The organism is Bordetella sp., assembly GCF_057362025.1.
Map to the genome: position 1 here is coordinate 14,711 of NZ_JBMQQZ010000039.1, position 18,877 is coordinate 33,587.

The following is an 18,877-nucleotide window of genomic DNA, read 5'->3' on the forward strand; positions in this document are numbered from 1 at the left end:
GCACCCTTGTCCGCGCCGATGGCATTCGCGAGCACGGTCAGCGACCTGCCCTGCGATTTCCGGCCGGTGGAGTTCCGGATCAAGCACGCAACCCAGGCCTGGGAGCGCGCCGGCGCCTTCCAGTTGCGCCGCGATGTGTTCTGCGAGGAGCAAGGCATCTTCGACGGCGATGACCGCGACGCCATAGATGGCCACGCGCATCTGTTGGTGGCCCTGGCCTGCGTGGGGGGCATGCCCGAAGAAGTGGCCGGCACGGTACGCATCCACCTCGACGATAGGGGGCGGTGGTGGGGATCGCGCCTTGCGGTGCGCGGCGACTTCCGCCGTCATGGCAGCCTGGGCGCCGCGCTGATCCGCCTGGCGGTGTGCAGCGCCAGCGCGATCGGCTGTCACACGTTCCTGGCGCATGTGCAGCGCCAGAACGTGCCCCTGTTCCGGCGCCTGCATTGGCGCGCGCTGGAGGATGTGGCGTTGCGAGGACGCCCGCATACGCTGATGCGCGCCGACCTGGATGCGTATCCGCCGTTCCACGACATGAGCGCAGGCTTTGTCGTCCGAGGGAGGCACTGATGTCCGAAACGCTCGCTGACCTGGCCGCGCAGCTGCGCGGCAGCCGGGGATTTGCCCACAAGCGAGACATCGCGGCGGTGTCCCGCGCCTTGTCGCGGCATCTGCCCGACGGGTGGGGGCGTGCCGGCCAGGCCACCGCCCTGGGCGACGATTGCGCGGCCTTGCCGGACGGAGATGGCCATTTGCTGTTCGCCATCGAGGGCTTCGTCGAAGACTTCATCGAAGCCATGCCCTGGTTCGCGGGTTACTGCGGCGTGATGGTCAATGTCAGCGACATCTATGCCATGGGCGGCAGGCCGATCGCGGTCGTCGACGCGCTGTGGAGTGCTGGCGCCACCCCGGGCGACGCGGTGCTGGAAGGCATGGTGGCGGCATCGCGTGCCTACGGCGTACCCATCGTGGGCGGCCACAGCAACTATCGCAGCGCGCGGGGCCAGTTGGCCGTGGCCATCCTGGGCCGCGCGCGCCGCCTGATCAGCAGTTTCGCGGCACGGCCCGGCGATGTGCTGGTGGTCGCGACGGACTTGCGCGGTGCGTACCAGGAGCCCTTTCCGTATTGGAATGCGTCGACGGACGCGCCGGGCGAACGCTTGCGCGCGGACCTGGAGCTGCTTCCCCTATTGGCCGAAGACGGCCTGTGCGACGCGGGCAAGGACATCAGCATGGCAGGCCCGGTGGGCACCGCGCTGATGCTGCTGGAATGCTCGGGTTGCGGCGCCCGTATCGACCTCGACTCGCTTCCCCGGCCGCCGGACACGCCATTGTCGCGCTGGCTGGTGTCCTTTCCCAGTTATGGCTTCGTCCTGAGCGTACGGCCCCGCAATGCGCAGGCGGTCCTCGCGCGCTTCGCCAGCCGCGGCATCGAGGCGCGGACGTGCGGGCAGGTGACGCAGGACCGGTCGGTGGTATTGACGATGGGCCGCGACAGCATGCCGTTCTGGAATCTGGACCGCGAGGGATTCATCCTGGATGGCGATATGCCCGCGCCCGTGGCGCCCGCCGAGGGGCAATCATGAAGATCGGCTTGCTGACCCATTCGGTCAATCCGCGAGGCGGCGTGGTGCATACCCTGGAACTGGCCGACGGCCTGACGGACCTGGGGCATGACGTTACGGTGTTCGCGCCCGCAACGCCCGGGCAGGCGTTCTTTCGTCGGCCCCGGTCACGGACGTCGTTGGCGGCGTTGGCGCCGCACGGTCCCGGCATGCGCGCCATGGTCCGGGCACGCATCGATGCCTACGTGGCCCACCTGCGTCATCACTTGCCGGGGCAGGGCTACGACATCCTGCATGCCCAGGACAGCATCAGCGGCAATGCGCTGGCGGATCTGGCGGACCTCGGCATCGTCCCGCGCTACGCACGCACGGTGCATCACCTGGACGCGTTCGACGATCCTTGCCTGACGGCCTGGCAGGCTCGTGCTTTCGAGCGCGCCGCGCATGTTTACTGTGTCAGCGATACCTGGGTGGAGTACCTTGCCAGGCACCATGGGATCGAAGCGCGGCGCGTCGCCAACGGCGTGGATCTGCGGCGTTTCCATGCGCGCAGCGACGCCGGCGACACGTCGGTGGCCAAGCGCCATGGCATCCGGGCGGATGGCCCGGTATTCCTGGCCGTGGGCGGGGTGGAGGCGCGCAAGAATACGCTGGCCATCCTGCAAGCCTTCATAGAGGTCCGCCGCACGCATGCAGACGCGCAACTGGTGGTGGCGGGCGGCGCCAGCCTTCTCGACCACGACCGCTATGCGGACGAGTTCCGCCGCGTGCTGTCCGGTGTGGCGAGGCATGGCCTGACGGCACCGGTCGTGCTGACGGGTGCCGTGCCCGATCCCCACATGCCGGCGCTCTATCGGCTGGCCGATGTCCTGGTCATGCCGTCATTGCGCGAAGGCTTCGGCCTGGCCGTGCTGGAGGCGCTTGCATGCGGTACGCCGGCGGTGGTGTCGAACCGCCGGCCGTTCACGGAATACCTGACACCCGCAGATTGTCGTTTCGCCGATCCCGAATCCGTCGATTCCATCGCGCGCGCCATGCGCGACGCGTTGGACGACATCCCCGATGCGGCGGCCCTGCTGGCGCGCCATTCATGGCAGGCCAGCGCGTCGCGGCATGCCGAACTCTACGAAGCCGCGCATTGCGTCGCGGCGTGAACCGGAGACGCACCATGCCCGCCATGCATTTTCTCGTCCGTTGGCCCGACGGCAGCGAAACCGAGTGCTATTCGCCTTCCCTGGTCATCAAGGACTACTTCGTTCCCGGGACCGCATACGAGGTCGACGACTTCATGTCGCGCGCCCGCATCGCGCTGGAGATCGCCAGCGAACGTGTCCGGCTGAAGTTCGGCTTCGCCTGTTCGCGCGCGGCGGACCAGCTGGAGATCCTGGAAGCGCGCGGCGCGCTTCATACGAACGAACCCGGCCGTGTGACCGTGGTGTCCTTCTCTGACGCCCCCTGACCCTTCTTCCCACAGGCAGCCATCATGTCGAATTCCAGCAGCTCCGATCCGCTCGACGCCCACTATCCCGTCGCCATTGTCGGCGGCGGGCAGGCCGGGCTTTCCCTAAGCTATTACCTGACGCGCCAGGGCATCCCGCACGTCGTCCTGGAGAAGCACCGCCTGACGCATACCTGGCGCACCCAGCGCTGGGACGCGTTCAGCCTGGTCACGCCGAACTGGCAGTGCGCGCTGCCCGGGCATGCTTACGATGGCGACGACCCCCATGGTTTCATGACGCGTGATGCGATCAACGACTATCTGGCCGGCTTCGTCGCCAAGGTAGCCGCGCCCGCCCGAGAGGGGGTGGAAGTCATGCTGGCGCGCCCGTCGGGCGAAAGCGGCTTCGAGCTGCGTACCAGCGCGGGCGAATGCACGGCCGGGCAGGTCGTGGTGGCTTCCGGCGGTTACCACACGCCTATCGTGCCGCGCGCCGCGGAACGGATCGATAGGGCCATCGTGCAGATCCATTCGAATGCGTATCGCAACCCGCGGCAGTTGCCCCCGGGAGGGGTCCTGGTCGTGGGGTCCGGCCAGTCGGGCGCCCAGATCGCCGAGGACCTGCATCTGGCGGGACGCCAGGTGCATTTGGCGACCGGCGACGCGCCCCGCTGCGCGCGCTTCTATCGCGGGCGCGACGTGGTGGATTGGCTGGCGGACATGCAGTACTACGACATGCCGGTGGAGAAGCACCCCTTGCGGGAAGGCGTACGGGACAATACCAATCACTACGTTACCGGCCGCGATGGTGGACGCGACATCGATCTGCGCAGGTTCGCGCTGGAAGGCATGCAGCTCTATGGCCCGCTCACGGACGCGGATGCCGGTGTCGTGCGATTCGCGCCGACCCTGGCGGACAATCTCGACCGGGCCGACCAGGTTTACAACGGCATCAATGCCTCCATCGATAAGCACATCGCGGCGCGCGGCGTTCCCGGGGTGCCACCGCCATCCGTCTATGAACCGGTGTGGCGGCCGGCGGGCGAACGCACCGAACTGGATCTGCATGCGGCCGGGATCGGATCCATCATCTGGTGCATCGGCTTCCGGCCCGACTTTGCCTGGGTCGACGCGCCCGTCTTCAACGGCCGCGGCCAGCCGGTGCATGCGCGCGGCGTGACGGGACAGAAAGGCTTGTATTTCCTGGGACTGCCGTGGTTGCACACCTGGGGATCCGGGCGCTTTTCCGGCATCGCCCGCGATGCGGAATACCTGGCCGGGCATCTGTCCCGGCAGCACGCCCAGACCGACGGCCGGCAATCCCCCGGGGCGATGGCCGCATAGGCGCTTCGCGAGCATGACGATGGATACCTCGCTTTCCCGCTGCTATACCGCCGGCATGCCGCAACTGGCATATTCCGGCCTGTCCGAGAACTGGTTGCTGAAAGAATGCGGTGACGTGCATTGGGAACGTCTGGCGCAAGCCCATGGGCTGCCGTTGCCGGACTTCCGCGACGCTTCCGGCAAGCGCGCCTATGCCGCCTTTACACGCGTGCGCGTATCGGAGGGCGCCCTGGATCGCATCGCGGTCAATGATGCGTTTCACATCGATAGCGGCCTGGCGCCGGCCGGCCATGCCCAGTTCTTCAGCCGCCATCTCGCGCGCGGCCCGAGCGGCCGGCTGGCGCGCGTGGAGATGCTGTCGGCGTTTGTCTATCGACAGGCGCGGGGCGATAACCGGTCGGTGGCGCGCGCGGCGCTGACGGCGGTCGAATCGTGGCGGCCGCGCGCTCACAGTCCCGGTCCGGACGAGGCGCAAGACTATGCGGATGCGGCTCGCGTGCGCCGGCGCATCGCGCGGGACGATCGCAGCGCCTGCGCCGTGGCGGCCGGCCCCGCCGGCATCCCCTTGGAGTGGCGGTATTCGCCCTGTCCGGACACCGATTTCAATGGTGCCAGCTTTTTGTATTTCGCCACATTCGCGGCCCTGGTCGACCGGGCGGAATGGCAGTTCTTCCGTCCCTTCCCATTGCTGGCGGTCATGTCGCGCGACGTGCATTACTACGGCAATGTGAACCTGGGCGAAGACGTGACGGTGCGCTGCCTGGCGTGGCAGCGCGAACCGGACGGTGTGCTGGCGCACCGCTGCGGCGTCTTTCGAGCGACCGACGACGCCTGGATAGCCGAGGTCTTCACGCGCAAGCGGCCCGCGGTGCCCCTGGACAGCGACTAGGCAGCCCGCCGCGCGAAGGCTCCCAATTCCGAAGAACCATTCCATGCCCAACCCATATCCAGGTACCACGGCAATGCCGCCTCGCAAAGACCTGTACACGCCGCAGGACCTGCGGGACATCGATCATCTGGATACGCGGCCAGGCGCCTATCCTTTCGTGCGCGGGCCCTATGAAACCATGTACACGGAGCGGCCTTGGACGATACGCCAGTACGCCGGCTTCGCCGGGGCGCGGGAATCGAACGCCTTCTTCCACGCGCTGCTGAGCGGCGGCGCGCAGGCGCTGTCCGTTGCCTTCGACCTGCCCACCCACCGGGGATACGATTCCGACCATCCGATGGCGGTCGCGGACGTGGGCGTGGCCGGTGTCGCGATCGACAGCGTCGAGGATATGGAACGCCTCTTCGACGGTATCGCGCTGGACCGCGTATCGGTATCGATGACCATGAGCGGCGCGGTCCTGCCCGTGCTGGGCAGTTTCATCCTGGCCGCGCGCGAGCGCGGCATTCCGCAAGAGCGGCTTGCGGGCACCATCCAGAACGACATCCTGAAAGAGTTCATGGTGCGCAACACCTATATCCACGCGCCCGGGCCATCGATGCGTATCGCCGGCGATGTCGTCGAGTATGTGGCGCGCCATATGCCGCGCTTCAATGCGATGTCGATCTCCGGCTACCACTTCCAGGAAGCCGGCGCCGACGGTCCCCTGGAGTTGGCGCTGACCCTGGCCAACGCCCGCGCCTACCTGCGCATGCTGGCGGAACGGGGCATGGAGGCGGACGATTTTTGCAGGAATCTGAGCTTTTTCTTCGGTGTCGGCATGGATTTCTTCGGGGAAATCGCCAAGCTGCGCGCGGCCCGCATCCTGTGGTCGGATATCGTGCGGGCCCACGGCGGCGATACCCCGCGGTCGCAAGCCATGCGGATGCACTGCCAGACGTCGGGCTGGTCCCTGACCGCCGCCGATCCTTTGAACAATGCGGCGCGTACCACGCTGGAGGCCATGGCTGCCGTGTTCGGCGGTACCCAGTCCCTGCATACCAATGCCTGCGATGAAGCATGGGCGTTGCCCTCCGACGCCGCGGCGCGGCTGGCACGCAACACGCAGTTGATCCTGCAACACGAGGCGGGCCTGTGCGGGGTGATCGATCCTTGGGCGGGATCCTACGTGATGGAGCGGCTGACTGCCGACACCGTGCGGACAGTCCGGGTGCTGATGGAGGAGATCGATGCCGCGGGCGGCGTCCTCGCCGCATTGGAATCCGGGTGGCTTACCCGGCGCATCCATATCGCCGCCAGTCGGACGCAGGCGGCGATCGATTCCGGCGAGCGCAGGATCGTCGGCGTCAATGCATTCCAGGATGACGCCGCGCAAGCGTTACCGGGGCTGCGCGGCGATGCGCAGCCGGTGGAGATGCGGCGCATCGACGGCCGGCAGATCCGGGCCGAGCAGGCCGCGCGCCTGGCGGCGCTGCGTGCGCGGCGCGATGGCGGCAAGGTGGAGGCGGCGCTGGATCGCCTGGCCGGTCTCGCGGAACGTGGAAACGGTAACCTGCTGGAAGCCACGATCTCGGCATTGGAAGTCCGCGCCACTGTCGGCGAATGCACGGCGGCCCTGGAGCGTGTCTGGCCGCGTTACCGGGCGCGCCCGGAGTTTTCCGTGGGCGCGTATTCGGGCGCCCGACCGCCCGATGACCCGGCATGGTCCGCCGCGTGCAGGACGGTCGACGCCATGCGCCAACGCGACGGGCGCGGACCTTCCGTGCTGATCGTCAAGCTTGGACAGGACGGTCACGATCGCGGCGCGAAGGCGGTCGCGGCGGCGTTGGCCGATGCCGGCTTTCAGGTCCATTTGGGCGGGCTCTTCGACACGCCGGAATCGGCCGCGGGCGAGGCCGCGCGTCTGGGCGTGGAGGCGGTGGGCGTGTCCAGCCTGGCCGGCGCGCATCTGGAACTGGTGCCGCGTCTGGCGCAGTGCCTGCGCGAGCGGGCGATGGATCATGTGCCGTTGATCCTGGGCGGTGTCGTGCCGGATGCGGATCGCGCAGCCCTGGTCGAGGCCGGAGTGGCGGCGATGTTTACTCCCGGCACGCCGATGGACACCGTGGTCCACGGCGTGGCCCGCGTTATCGAGGCGGCCCGTGCGCGTGGGAAGCGCGCGGACACCTGGGACGGCGTCGACAGGGCCATTTCGTTGGCGGATGCGGCCGGCGCGGCGTGGGAGCAGCAATGGTGCGGGCGCTGATGGAAGCCAGGATGCCGCCCGTCGGCGCCGATGCGCGCGTCGCGGTGGTGCTGGCCGGCGGCATCGGTAGCCGGCTGTGGCCGCTTTCGAACGGCGAGGAACCCAAGCAGTTGGCGCGCGCCCTGGCCAGCCCGTCCCTGCTGCAACGTACCGTCGCGCGGCTTCGGCGCTGTGCCTCGCTGCCGGGACACGACACGCCGATGCTCGTGGTATGCGGTGCGGCGCATGCGCAGCTTACCTCGGAGCAGTTGGAGGAGGCGGCGCCCGGCCAGTGGGAACTGCTGCTCGAACCGGTACGCCGCAATACGGCGCCGGCACTCACCGCCGCGGCCCTGTGGGCCGCTCGACGGTACGGCGATCCCATTATGATCGTCTCGCCCGCCGATCATCACATCGACGATGAACCGGCGCTGCAGGCCAGCATCGCCCAGTCATGCCGGCTGGCATCGGCGGGCAGGGCGGTGTCCCTGGGCGTCCATCCGCGGCATCCGGAGACCGGGTACGGCTATATCGAGATAGGCGAATCCGCGGACGAACAAGGCGCGCGCGTCATGCGCGCATTCCGCGAGAAGCCGGACGGGGCGACGGCGGCGGGCTATGTCGAAGATGGCCGCCATGTTTGGAACACCGGTATCCTGATCCTGCGGGCTTCGCTGTGGCTGTCGTTGGTGGGGCGATATGAGCCCGCCATCCTGGCCGCCTGCGAGGCGGCGTTGCCGCCTTTGCCGAAGGAGTCGGTCCGCCACGCGCTCGATGCACGGGCCTTCGGCGCCAGTCCGACCCGTTCCATCGACCACGGCGTGATGGAACGCCTGCCGGCACGGATGCCGCACCTTCCTGTCGTCGTTCCCTTGCGATCGGCATGGTCGGACCTGGGGTCCTGGGACGCCTTGTGGCGTATTGCCGGCCACGATGGGCGCGGTAATGCAAGCCGGGGCGAGGTGGCGTTGCGGGACGTCGAGGACAGCCTCGTATACGCTCATGCCCGTCAGGTTGTTTGCCTGGGGCTCAAGGATATCGTCGTGGTCGAGACCGCTCAGGCGGTTCTGGTGGCCGAGCGCGGCCGCGCGCAGGAACTGGGCCAGTTCGCGCAGAGCGAAACGGTGCCTGAGCGCACCGGGGACACAGAGGGCGGCGCCGTGCGTCCATGGGGCCGTTACGAGGTGCTCTCGGAAGGTACCGGTTACCGGGTCAAGCGTCTGTTGGTGGAGCCGGGGCACAGCCTCTCGTTGCAGCGCCACCGGCATCGCAGCGAACACTGGATGGTGCTGCGCGGACAGGCGCGGGTGACACTGGACGGCCGTATTTTCACGCTGGCGGCCGGGGGATCGGTCTCCATCCCGGAGGGTGTCTTGCACCGGCTGGCGAACGCCGGCAGCGCTTGCCTGGAAGTCCTGGAAACCCAACTGGGCGGCAACTGCGACGAGCGCGACATCGAACGCGTCGCCGACAGGTACGGGCGCGCCTGAGCCGGATGCTCCGAAGTTCAAGCCCGCCCGGGAGTTCTCGCCAGCGTCGGATTCGGTTCTATCCCGGCTTTTCAGATGCTGGAGAGTGTCGGGATAGGTGCTCAGTGCCGCCCGGCACGCAACACCCAGCCGACAGCCAGCGCGGCCAGCGCGCCCATGGCGAACGTCGCCACAGGCATGCCGCGCGCCATGTCCCGGGCGAACTGCGGCGCGCGGGGCCCGGCCAGCCGCAGGCGACGCCGCGTCATCTCGGCGCCGAGTTCCTGCAGGCGCGTCTCGGAAAACAGGCGCTCGGCCGCGGGCAGCAGCACGGTCTCCTCATCCGCCACATGGTGAATGACGTCGCGCATCAGCGCCATCACGGTGTCGTCGTAGCGCGGGTCGGTCGGCGCCATGGCGCGCAGCTCGTCGATGAGGCGGCGCATTTCCATGTGCTCGGGCACGCTCTTGCGCAGCACCTCGTCATCCGTAACGGCGCGCAGCGCGGGATAGAAGATTTCTTCCTCCAGCGTGGCGTGGATTTCCAGCGCCGTACAGATCACGCCGACCAGGCCGGCCTTGCGCGAAGGCGGGATGCCGGCACGGTAGCGGTGGAAGGTGGTCAGGACATGGGTGTGATCCAGGCGGATCATGCTGGTGGCGCGGGGGATCAGCCGCTGATACAAGGGCTGGCCGCCGCCTTGGGGGAAGCCGGCGGAGTCGGAGGGGAAGTCGGTCGCGTTCATCGGGATGGCTCCAGGGGCAGGACGGCCGCAATCCGGCCGGGCTGTCCATGGCGCAAGCCCCATTCCCACGTCGATCGGTCTTCGCGAACAACAAAGCCGCGCCGCGGCAGCCCTTCGGCAAGCCGGGCGGTGCCGGGAAGGTCGGCTTGTTTCGCTAGCGGACGGAGGTTCCCCGCATCCGGTCCACCATCGCCGGCGCGGCCCCAAGGTAATTGGCCGGATCGCACAGCCTGTCGATGGCGGCGCGGTCCAGGTGGGCGGTGACGCGCGCCTCGCGCGCCAGTACCTCCGCCAGGGGCTGCTGCCCGGCCAGCGCCACCCGGCAGGCATCGTAGACCACATCGTGCGCCGTCTGGCGGCCCAGATGGGGCGCGAGTCCCATCATCACCGCTTCGGCGACGATCAGGCCGCCGGTCAGGTCCAGGTTGCGGCGCATGCGCTGCGTATCCACTTCCAGGCCGCCCAGCATGAACTTGGCCTGGCGCAGTGCGCCGGCGGTCAGCACGAAGGATTCGGGAATGGCGGACCATTCGATGTGCCACGGCCCGGTGGCGCGTTCGAAGTCCTGCACCATGGCGTCCAGCGCCAGGCCGGCGTGCTGCCGCACCACCTTGGATGCGCTGAGCATCAGCTCGCAGGAAATCGGATTGCGCTTTTGCGGCATGGTGCTGGACGCCCCGCGGCTTTTGACGAAGGGCTCGAAGGCCTCGGCAAGCTCGTTGGTCATCATCAGCATGACGTCCAGGGCGATCTTGCCCAGCGAGCCCGTCACCAGCCCCAGGAACTGGATGGTCTCCGCCAGGCCGTCGCGCGCCACGTGCCAGGTTACCGGCGCGGCATGCAGCCCGAGCGCTTGCATCAGCGCCTCGTGCACCGCGATGCCCTGTTCCCCCAGCGAGGCCAGGGTGCCGGCCGCGCCGCCGAACTGGCCGACCAGCGCGCGCGGACGCAGTTGCGACAACCGTTCGCGGTGGCGCCGTATCATCAGCAGCCAGACCGCCGCCTTGTAGCCGAAGGTGATGGGCAAGGCGTGCTGCAGATGCGTACGCCCGGCCATCGGCGTGTCGCGATAGCGCTGGGCCAGCGTATCGAGGATGCCGTCCAGCTCGGCCAGGTCGGAGTCGATCAGGTCCAGTGCCTCGCGCACCTGCAGTACGGTGGCGGTGTCCATGATGTCCTGCGTGGTCGCACCCCAATGCAGGTACTCGCCTTCCGGGCCGCACATGCGCGCCAGCTGGTTGACCAGCGGCAGGATGGGATAACCGACGATCTCGGTCTCGTGCTTGAGGACCTCCATGTCCAGCCGGGAGGCGTCGGCACGGGCCGCGATGGCGTCGGCCGCGGCCTGCGGGATGATGCCCAGGCCGGCCTGTACGCGTGCCAGGGCGACTTCCGTTTCGACATAGCGGCGCAGCGTGGCGGCGTCGTCGAATACCGCGCGCATCGCGGCGGTGCCGAACATGTCTTTGAACACGGTGGATTCGATTACGGAGATAGGCATATGAGGGTGTGTCGCTGGTTTTGAAAAGAAAGCCCGGCGGTGCGCTCGCCGGGCGGTGCGGCTACTGGAGCTTGATGTCGGCGTCCTTGATGACCTTGGCCCAGCGAGCCGTTTCCTGCTGGATGTAGTCCATGAAACCGGACGGCGTGGACGGCGACGGGATGTAACCCAATGCCTCCACGGTCTTGACGAACTTCGGATCGTTTACCGCCTGGGTGACGGCCTTGTTCAGCACCCCGACGACGCTGTCGGGTGTGCCGGCGGGCGCCAGCAGACCGTACCAGCCCTGCACCTCGTAACCTTTCAATCCGGCTTCCTGCACGGTCGGCACGTCCGGCATCAGGCTGATCCGCTGCGGGCTGGTAACCGCGACCGTGTTCAGCCGGCCGGCCTTCGCCAGGTGCAGCGAGTCCGGACCGGCGAAGACGGCGTCGACCTCGCCGCCCATCGCCGCCGTGACCGACGGGCCACCGCCCTTGTAGGGAACATGGAGCAGCTTGACTCCCGCCGTGGCCGCGAGCAGTTCGGTGGCCAGGTGGCTGGTATTGCCGTTGCCTGCCGACGCCACCGACAAGCGGCCCGGGTGCTCCTTGGCGTATTGCAGGAATTGCGGCATGGTCTTGGCCGGGAACTTGGGGCTGGTATAGAGCACCAGCGGCAGCTTGGCGACCATACCGATGGACGTGAAGTCCTTCACCGAGTCGTAGGGCAGGTTCGGATAGAGGCTCGGATTGATGGCGTGGGAGGCCAATACCATCACCAGGGTATAGCCGTCGGGCTTGGCCCGCGCGACGTACTGCGTGGCGATGACGCCGCCGGCGCCGGGCTTGTACGACACCACGATCGGCACACCCAGCTTTTCCTGCAGCGCGGCCGAGAGCGGTCGCGCCACCGCGTCGGCGGTGCCGCCGGGCGGATACGGAATGATCATCTCCACGGGGCGGTCGGGGAAGGGGGCGGCCTGGGCCGCGGCGGCCAGGGCCAGCGCCGCTGCGCTGGCCAGGTGTTTGATTGCGTGTTTCATTGCTTGTCTCCGGTAGTGGTGTCTTGGCCGCGCCGTCGCGTCGTTGCTGTCGTGTGCGTTCGTCGTGGCGGTGGTGCTTCGGTACGTTGTCGTGCCGTCAAAGGAAAACCAGGTTTTCGGCATAGTCCAGCGGCGCATCGGTCGCCGCTTCCAGCGCCGCGCGCGTCAAGCCTTCGGCCATGGCGCGCACGACGAATCCGCGCGCCGGATCGACGTCGATCACGGCCATGTCGGTGTAGACGACGTCGACGACGCCCTTGCCGGTCAGCGGAAAAGTGCAGGAACGCAACAGCTTGGGGCGGCCATCGCGCGTGGTGTGTTCCATGACGACGATGACTTTGCGAGCGCCGGCGACCAGATCCATGGCGCCGCCGATGCCGGGTACGGCATCGGTATCGTCGGTCGCCCAGCTGGCGATGTCGCCGTCGCAGGAAACCTGGAACGCGCCCAGGATGGTGGCGTCCAGATGACCACCGCGCATCATGGCGAAGGACAGCGATTGGTCGCAGATCGATGCCCCGGCGATCAGTTGCAGCCGTGCCTTGCTGGCATTGATCAGGTCTTCGTCTCCCGGGTCGCCGGGCGTGACGTCTTCGATGCCGAGGATGCCGTTCTCGCTGTGCAGGATGATTTCCTTGTCGGGGTCCAGGTACTTGGCGACCAGCGTGGGCATGCCCAACCCGATGTTGACGTAGCTGCCGGCGGGGATCTCCGCGGCCACTTGCTGTGCAACGCGGTCGCGGCTGAGCTTCTTCAGGGTGTTCGTCATTTGCTGTCCTTGCGCACGACGCGCCCGACGAAGATGCCGGGCGTGACGATGGTTTCGGGATGGATCAGCCCCAGGGGCAGGATGTCGTCGACCTGCACGATCGCCGTACCGGCCGCCATGCACATCACCGGCCCGAAGCCGCGACCGGCAAGCCGGTAGGTCAGGTTGCCCCAGCGGTCGGCCTGGTAGGCCTTGACCAGGGCGAAGTCCGCGGGCAGCGGTTCTTCGAGGACGTAGCCCTTGCCCTGGTAGACGCACTGCGGCTTGCCCTCGGCGATGGGCGTGCCGTAACCGGTCGGCGTGTAGAAGGGGCCCAGCCCCGCGCCGGCGGCGCGCATGCGCTCCAGCAGCGTGCCCTGCGGGACGAGTTCGAGCTCGATCTTCTTTTCCCGGTACAGCGCCGCGAACACGTCCGCGCCGGACGATTTCGGGTATGTGCAGATCATCTTGCGCACGCGTCCGGCGGCCAGCAGCGCCGCCAGTCCGGTGCTCCCGGTGCCGGCGTTGTTGCTGATGATGGTCAGGTCGGTGGCACCGTGATCGATCAACGCGTGCAGCAGCTCGCGCGGCAGGCCGGAGTCGCCGAAGCCGGTCACCATGACCGATGCCCCGTCGCCGATGCAGGAGACCGCGTCGCGCAGGCTGGGGGATATTTTGTTAATCATGGGTTCCCTCATAGAAATGAAACACGCGCCGGAGTGCCGTTTGTCCGCGTGGCCGCGCGCCACGGTCCATGCGCCACGGGCGCCGGCAACCCGTCTTCACAATGCCGCGGCGCTGCCGAGGATGGCCGTGGACTGGCTCGACAGCGTCGCGCCGTTGCCGTGGACCAGGGCCACATCGCAGCGCTGTTGCCGTTCGCCGGCCTGACCTCGCAGCTGCCGCACAGCCTCGATCACCAGGAACACGCCGTACATGCCCGGATGGCCGAACGACAGGCCGCCGCCGTTGGTGTTGACCGGCAGCCTGCCGCCGGGCGCGATGGCGCCGTCGGCGACGAAGCGTCCGCCTTCGCCCTTGGGGCAAAACCCCAGGTCCTCCAGGAAGAGGATGGTGTTGATGGTGAAGGCGTCGTACAGGCAGAGCAGGTCCACATCGGCGGTGGACATGCCGGCCATGCGCAAGGCGCGCGGGCCGGATTCCGCGGCGGCGGTCACCGTCAGGTCTTCCATGCTGGAGATCTGCCGGTGCCAGACCGCGGTGGCGTTGCCCAGGACGTAGGCCGGCGGATGCGGCAGATCGCGGGCGCGTTCGGCGCGTACCAGCACGAAGGCGCCGGCGCCGTCGGTGAGCAGGCAGCAATCGCGCACGGTCAACGGGTCGCACACCATGCGGGCATCCAGTACGTCGCGTACGGAAAGCGGATCGCGCGAGTAGGCTTCGGGATTGAGCCGCGCCCAGGCCCGCGCCGCCACCGCGACCTCGGCGAGTTGTTCGCGCGTGGTGCCGTATTGCGCCATGTGGCGAGCCGCGGCCAGTGCGTAGGCACTGATCGGCTGCATCGGTTCGTAGGGCGTCTCGTAGGGCTGGGGATCGAGGACCTGGCGCATCTTCCCGACGGCGGCGCGGTTGACCGTTCCCGAGCGTTGCGTGCTGCCGTAGCAGACCAGCACGGCGTTGCATACGCCGGCCGCCAGCGCCTGGATGGCGGGCAGCAGGTGCGCGACGAAGCTGGATCCGCCCAGCATGGTGCTGTCGATGAAGGCGGGGCGTATACCCAGGTACTCGGCGACCGGCATCGCCCACATCGTCGCGGAGGCGCTGCAGGTACAAAGCCCGTCGATATCGGACATCCGCAATCCGGCATCCGCGACGGCGCGGGCCGCGGCCTGCGCCAGGATTTCCATTTCGGTATAGCCGGCGGCGGAGCCCATGCCCGCCTGTCCCACGCCCACCACCGCGGCGGCGCCGCGCAATGCGTTCGCGTTCATCGTGCCTGCTCCGTCAGCGTGAAGACCACCAGATTTTGCTCGCCCTCGCGGCGTACCTGCGCGCGTACCCTGTCGCCGATGCGCGGGACCGACGGGTCGACGTCCTCGACGCGGCTCATCATGCGTACGCCCTCGTCGAGATCGACCAGGCACAGGTTGCGGTCGCCACCGGCCTGGGGGGGGCGGCGCATGACCGTGGTGGAGTACACCGTGCCCAGGCCCGAGGGCTGGCGCCAATCGAATTCCTGCCCGTCGCAGGCCGGGCAGGCGACGCGAGGGTAGAACACGGCCTTGCCGCAGCCCCGGCAGTGCGGGATACGCCAGTCGCCATCGCCCAGATAGCGGAAATAGGTCTGTTCGGGGCCGAGCGGGCCCGGGGACGCGTCGCCGCGTCCGCTGGATGCATTCGACATACGGGGTACCTCGCGAAAGTCAGATGGGATCCCAGCTCACCACGTCGGGCGACCGTTCCAGCGCATGGAAGCTGGAACGCATGGCCGGTATGGCGATCCGCGCGATGGCCTGCGGCGTCCAGCCTTCGCTCATATGGACGGAACGCACCGGACGCGGCTGGCTGAACAGCAGGATTTCATTGGCGCGCACACCGAATATCTGGCCGGTGACGTCGCCGGCGGCGTCGCTGGCCAGGAATACCGCCATGGGCGCGATTTTGCCGGCTTCCATCTTCTTGAGCTTTTCGACGCGCGCCGCTTCTTCCGGCGTGTCGGCCGGAATCGAGTCCGTCATGCGGCTCCAGGCGAAGGGTGCGATGCAGTTGGAGCGGACGCCGTACTTTTGCATGTCCAGCGCGATGGATTTCGATAGCGCGACGATGCCCAGTTTGGCCGCGGAATAATTCGCCTGGCCGAAGTTCCCTATCAGCCCCGATGTGGAGGTCATGTGCACGTAGGCACCGGCATGCTGGGCGCGGAAGTGCGGCGCGGCCGCGCGGCTGACGAAGAAGGTGCCATGCAGGTGCACGTCGATGACCGAACGCCACTCGTCTTCGTCCATGTTGTGGAAGAAGCGGTCGCGCAGATTGCCGGCGTTGTTGATGACCGCGTCGACGCGCCCATAGGTATCGAGCGCGCAGGCGACGATGCGCTGGGCGCTGTTCCAGTCCGCGACGCTTTCGGCGCAGGCGACCGCGGTGCCGCCGCCGGTCCGCAGTTCCTCGGCCAGCGACTGCGCCACGCCGCTGTCGCCGCCCTGGCCGGACAGCGAGACGCCGACGTCGTTGACCACGACGCGCGCGCCGGCCCGTGCCAACGCATGCGCGATGCCGCGTCCGATGCCGCCGCCGGCACCGGTGAGTATGACTACCTTGTCTTCCATGTCGCCCGTCCGCCGTTCAGGGGATGCGCGGCGTGTCGGGATTGCGCCCGGGCCGCTCATCTCTAATATGTATGTACATAATATTAAGTACAGTACATATTCCCTGTCAACTGGGGGGCGCCCCCCCGCGCGGGGCGGCGGGGCGGTCGGCACGTGGCCGATGTGTGGCTGATCGGGCGTCGAGCCGTCTAGCTCCAGGCCTTCGGCGCCGGGACGGCACAGGGCCCGCTGACCGGTATGCTGGTGAAGTCCGCCGGGCCCACGATCTCCAGGTATTCCATGTCCCTGGAATAGTCGAACAGATAGTGGCGGATCCCGGGGCGCTGGTGCACGCAATCGCCTGCGCTGACCAGCGTTTCGCGCTCCTCGTACATGAAGCGCGCCCAGCCCTTCAGCATATAGACGATGTGGAACTGCGCCTCGTGGATATGCCAGCCGGTCCCGGCTTCCGGCGCCTCGTTGGCCCTGACGAGCTGGGCGATCACCTTGCCACGCGTAGCCTTGGCGATGCCCAGGTCCCGGTATACGAAGAAATCCCGCAAGCCTCCGGACCGGAATTCCGTATCGCCCGGCCGTACATGTGAGAATAAAGTTTCCGAACCCGCGTTCGCTTTGTCGTTGTCCATGGCCCTGTCTCCAAGAAGAAAGATTCGAGCGTCCAGCCCGAATCGACTGTAGGAGTCCGCCAGGCCAGCGGCAATACCGTAAAACTACTTTGGCGCGCGCGGATGATGTCCCTTCCCGGTCCGGAGATCGAACGATGAGCCCGCCCGACATAGACTACAAGGAAGTCCTGATGCGCGCGCCGGTGGGAATGTGCGTGTCCCGCAACCGTGTCATTCAGTTCGCCAATCCAGCACTCGAGAAAATGTTTGGTTATGGCGAGGGTGCATTGAACGGCATTTCCTTCGAGTTTCTGTACCCCAGCGTCGCGGAATTCACGCGCACGGGCCGTCGCCTGCTGCGCCTGCTCGGCCAGTCGGATGCCTACTCCGATGAACGCATCATGAAGCGCCAGGGAGGCGAGCTTTTCTGGTGCCATACGAATGGGCGCTCGCTGGTGTCGCGCAACCCGCACGCCGCCGTCATCTGGGTATTCGAAGACCTGAGCGCCAAGCGGCCGGTCGCGTCGGGACTGACCGCGCGCGAGCGCGAAATCGCGGCCCTTATCGCTGAAGGCAAGACCAGCAAGGTCATCGCGAGGCAGCTGGACCTGAGTCCGCGTACCGTCGAAATGTACCGCGCCCGGCTAATGACGAAATTCGCGGCCAAGACCTCGGCCGGCCTGATCCACAAGCTGATGAGTTTCTCCGCGGCATAGGCGCCGGCCCCGAAGCCGCGTGCGCGGGGCCGGCCAATACGCCGCTGCTGCCTCGTCCGGCGCGCTTCGCGGCGGCAGGAACGGTTGTTACGCCGGCCACCCCGCGGATGCTTCTTCCCGGGACGGCCGGATGGAATAGTATGCCGGGCCGCTATCCCGCGTTCTTTCCGGCTCGCGCGCCGCGGCGTCGAGCAGCGCGACCATGTCGAGTACCTTCCTGTTCGCCGGCGTCGTGGCCGTATCGCAGGTGTCGCAATGGACGGATGACCGGGTCTGCGACCGCGGTACGTGCGACGAGGCAAACGTGGCGTCTGTGTGAAGGAGGGCGGTCGGGGGCGAAGATGTGATGTTGGACATGGTGCCTCGAAAGGATGCAAGGGCTGAAAAAAGTGCCCAGCCGCAAGGGCTGGCCACCGGGCCTGCTCCGTGGCCGTCCGACGCCATGCATTCCTTCCTCGATGCCTCCCCGGGCCTGTCCGCGCCCAAATGCCGGCAAAGTCCGACGCGGCGGCGAACGTGGTACAAGCATAGGCGCCGGCGCCCATGCGCCGGCAAGCCGCCATTTCCGGACCCCCGATGAAGAAAACCGATCTCGAAAAAAACAAAGCCCTGAAACTGATGGGCAAGCTCAACGCGGCTGTCCCGCCGGGCCGCTACGCGGGCACCGAATCCGTGCCGGATCGCCGCGAACAGCGGCGGCTGGACCAGGCGGCGGGCCTGGTTCCCTTTCCGGTCAAGCTGCGGCAGCCGCTGGCCGAGGCCCTGCGCGCCAGGGCGCAGGCCGAAGGTATCAGCACGAACGATCTGATCAATACGCTGCTGGCCGAAGCGCTGAAAGACTGACGCGTATGCATATCTGGGTCGATGCCGACGCCTGTCCCGCGGTCATCAAGGACATCCTGTACCGTGCGGCGCAACGCGCGCAGCGGCATCTGACGCTGGTGGCCAACCAAATGCTGCGCACGCCGCCGTCGCCATGGCTGCACGCCGTCCAGGTGCCGCGCGGCTTCGACGTGGCGGACGACTATATCGTGCTGCACGCCAGCGCGGGGGACCTGGTCATCACCGGCGATATCCCCCTGGCGGCGCAAGTGCTGGAAAAAGGCGCGCTGGTGCTCAACCCGCGCGGCGAACGCTATAGCGTGGATACGATACGCGAGCGCTTGTCGATGCGCGACATGATGGAGGAACTGCGCAGCGCGGGTGTGGACACGGGCGGGCCGCCGGCGTTCAGCCAGGCCGACCGGCGCGCGTTCGGCAATGCGCTGGACAGCCTCATCGCGGCCCGGCTGCGCGCCGACCGCCTGGCCCGGCCATAATG

General features: G+C 67.7%; 20 protein-coding genes. 11 read left to right on the forward strand and 9 right to left on the reverse strand.

The window, feature by feature from the left end; translation table 11 throughout:
* Positions 1-18 precede the first annotated feature (18 nt).
* The 8 genes from ACO1P8_RS08790 to ACO1P8_RS08825 all read left to right on the forward strand — a co-directional run bounded on the left by ACO1P8_RS08790 (position 19) and on the right by ACO1P8_RS08825 (position 8,950).
* Positions 19-570, forward strand: a complete 552-nt coding sequence (locus ACO1P8_RS08790; protein WP_486295545.1) for an MSMEG_0567/Sll0786 family nitrogen starvation N-acetyltransferase — start codon at positions 19-21, stop codon at positions 568-570.
* A complete protein-coding gene (locus tag ACO1P8_RS08795) occupies positions 570-1,586 on the forward strand; it encodes a sll0787 family AIR synthase-like protein (RefSeq protein WP_486295505.1) in 1,017 nt (338 codons plus the stop codon). Before ACO1P8_RS08790 ends, ACO1P8_RS08795 begins: the two co-directional genes overlap by 1 nt.
* Positions 1,583-2,719, forward strand: a complete 1,137-nt coding sequence (locus ACO1P8_RS08800; RefSeq protein WP_486295506.1) for an MSMEG_0565 family glycosyltransferase — start codon at positions 1,583-1,585, stop codon at positions 2,717-2,719. The genes ACO1P8_RS08795 and ACO1P8_RS08800 overlap by 4 nt, the downstream gene beginning before the upstream one ends.
* Positions 2,720-2,733: 14 nt before the next feature.
* Entirely contained in the window at positions 2,734-3,024 is a 291-nt protein-coding gene (locus ACO1P8_RS08805) for an MSMEG_0570 family nitrogen starvation response protein (RefSeq protein ID WP_486295507.1), read from the forward strand.
* A 24-nt stretch (positions 3,025-3,048) separates the two neighbouring features.
* Positions 3,049-4,347: an MSMEG_0569 family flavin-dependent oxidoreductase gene (locus tag ACO1P8_RS08810; RefSeq protein WP_486295508.1), complete on the forward strand. Its 1,299-nt coding sequence runs from the start codon at positions 3,049-3,051 to the stop codon at positions 4,345-4,347.
* A 13-nt stretch (positions 4,348-4,360) separates the two neighbouring features.
* On the forward strand, positions 4,361-5,236 hold the full coding sequence (locus tag ACO1P8_RS08815) for a Pnap_2097 family protein (RefSeq protein ID WP_486295509.1): 876 nt from the start codon (positions 4,361-4,363) through the stop codon (positions 5,234-5,236).
* A gap of 73 nt (positions 5,237-5,309) precedes the next feature.
* Positions 5,310-7,481, forward strand: coding sequence for a methylmalonyl-CoA mutase (scpA, locus tag ACO1P8_RS08820; protein WP_486295510.1), 2,172 nt, complete (start codon positions 5,310-5,312; stop codon positions 7,479-7,481).
* Positions 7,466-8,950: a mannose-1-phosphate guanylyltransferase/mannose-6-phosphate isomerase gene (locus ACO1P8_RS08825; RefSeq protein WP_486295511.1), complete on the forward strand. Its 1,485-nt coding sequence runs from the start codon at positions 7,466-7,468 to the stop codon at positions 8,948-8,950. The genes scpA and ACO1P8_RS08825 overlap by 16 nt, the downstream gene beginning before the upstream one ends.
* A gap of 101 nt (positions 8,951-9,051) precedes the next feature.
* On the opposite strand, the gene ACO1P8_RS08830 is transcribed toward ACO1P8_RS08825, so the two are convergent.
* The 9 genes from ACO1P8_RS08830 to ACO1P8_RS08870 form a co-directional block, all read right to left on the reverse strand.
* Positions 9,052-9,582, reverse strand: a complete 531-nt coding sequence (locus ACO1P8_RS08830; protein ID WP_486295546.1) for a hemerythrin domain-containing protein — start codon at positions 9,580-9,582, stop codon at positions 9,052-9,054.
* Positions 9,583-9,829: 247 nt separating this feature from the next.
* Positions 9,830-11,176 (reverse strand): class-II fumarase/aspartase family protein, encoded by a 1,347-nt coding sequence (locus ACO1P8_RS08835; protein WP_486295512.1) that lies wholly within the window; start codon positions 11,174-11,176, stop codon positions 9,830-9,832.
* A 61-nt stretch (positions 11,177-11,237) separates the two neighbouring features.
* Positions 11,238-12,200, reverse strand: coding sequence for a Bug family tripartite tricarboxylate transporter substrate binding protein (locus ACO1P8_RS08840; protein ID WP_486295513.1), 963 nt, complete (start codon positions 12,198-12,200; stop codon positions 11,238-11,240).
* Positions 12,201-12,297: 97 nt separating this feature from the next.
* Positions 12,298-12,969, reverse strand: a complete 672-nt coding sequence (locus ACO1P8_RS08845; protein ID WP_486295514.1) for a 3-oxoacid CoA-transferase subunit B — start codon at positions 12,967-12,969, stop codon at positions 12,298-12,300.
* Positions 12,966-13,634, reverse strand: a complete 669-nt coding sequence (locus ACO1P8_RS08850) for a 3-oxoacid CoA-transferase subunit A (protein WP_094843812.1) — start codon at positions 13,632-13,634, stop codon at positions 12,966-12,968. Before ACO1P8_RS08850 ends, ACO1P8_RS08845 begins: the two co-directional genes overlap by 4 nt.
* 96 nt (positions 13,635-13,730) lie before the next feature.
* Positions 13,731-14,900: an acetyl-CoA acetyltransferase gene (locus ACO1P8_RS08855; RefSeq protein WP_486295515.1), complete on the reverse strand. Its 1,170-nt coding sequence runs from the start codon at positions 14,898-14,900 to the stop codon at positions 13,731-13,733.
* On the reverse strand, positions 14,897-15,313 hold the full coding sequence (locus ACO1P8_RS08860) for a Zn-ribbon domain-containing OB-fold protein (RefSeq protein WP_486295516.1): 417 nt from the start codon (positions 15,311-15,313) through the stop codon (positions 14,897-14,899). The genes ACO1P8_RS08855 and ACO1P8_RS08860 overlap by 4 nt, the downstream gene beginning before the upstream one ends.
* 19 nt (positions 15,314-15,332) lie before the next feature.
* Positions 15,333-16,235, reverse strand: a complete 903-nt coding sequence (locus ACO1P8_RS08865) for an SDR family NAD(P)-dependent oxidoreductase (protein ID WP_486295517.1) — start codon at positions 16,233-16,235, stop codon at positions 15,333-15,335.
* A gap of 188 nt (positions 16,236-16,423) precedes the next feature.
* A complete protein-coding gene (locus ACO1P8_RS08870) occupies positions 16,424-16,861 on the reverse strand; it encodes a cupin domain-containing protein (protein ID WP_486295518.1) in 438 nt (145 codons plus the stop codon).
* 134 nt (positions 16,862-16,995) lie between these two features.
* Here ACO1P8_RS08870 and ACO1P8_RS08875 point away from each other — a divergent pair, with 134 nt between their 5' ends.
* The 3 genes from ACO1P8_RS08875 to ACO1P8_RS08885 all read left to right on the forward strand — a co-directional run bounded on the left by ACO1P8_RS08875 (position 16,996) and on the right by ACO1P8_RS08885 (position 18,875).
* On the forward strand, positions 16,996-17,556 hold the full coding sequence (locus ACO1P8_RS08875; RefSeq protein WP_486295519.1) for a LuxR C-terminal-related transcriptional regulator: 561 nt from the start codon (positions 16,996-16,998) through the stop codon (positions 17,554-17,556).
* 576 nt (positions 17,557-18,132) lie between these two features.
* On the forward strand, positions 18,133-18,399 hold the full coding sequence (locus tag ACO1P8_RS08880) for a hypothetical protein (RefSeq protein WP_486295520.1): 267 nt from the start codon (positions 18,133-18,135) through the stop codon (positions 18,397-18,399).
* Positions 18,400-18,404: 5 nt separating this feature from the next.
* Entirely contained in the window at positions 18,405-18,875 is a 471-nt protein-coding gene (locus ACO1P8_RS08885; protein WP_486295521.1) for a YaiI/YqxD family protein, read from the forward strand.
* Positions 18,876-18,877: the final 2 nt, after the last annotated feature.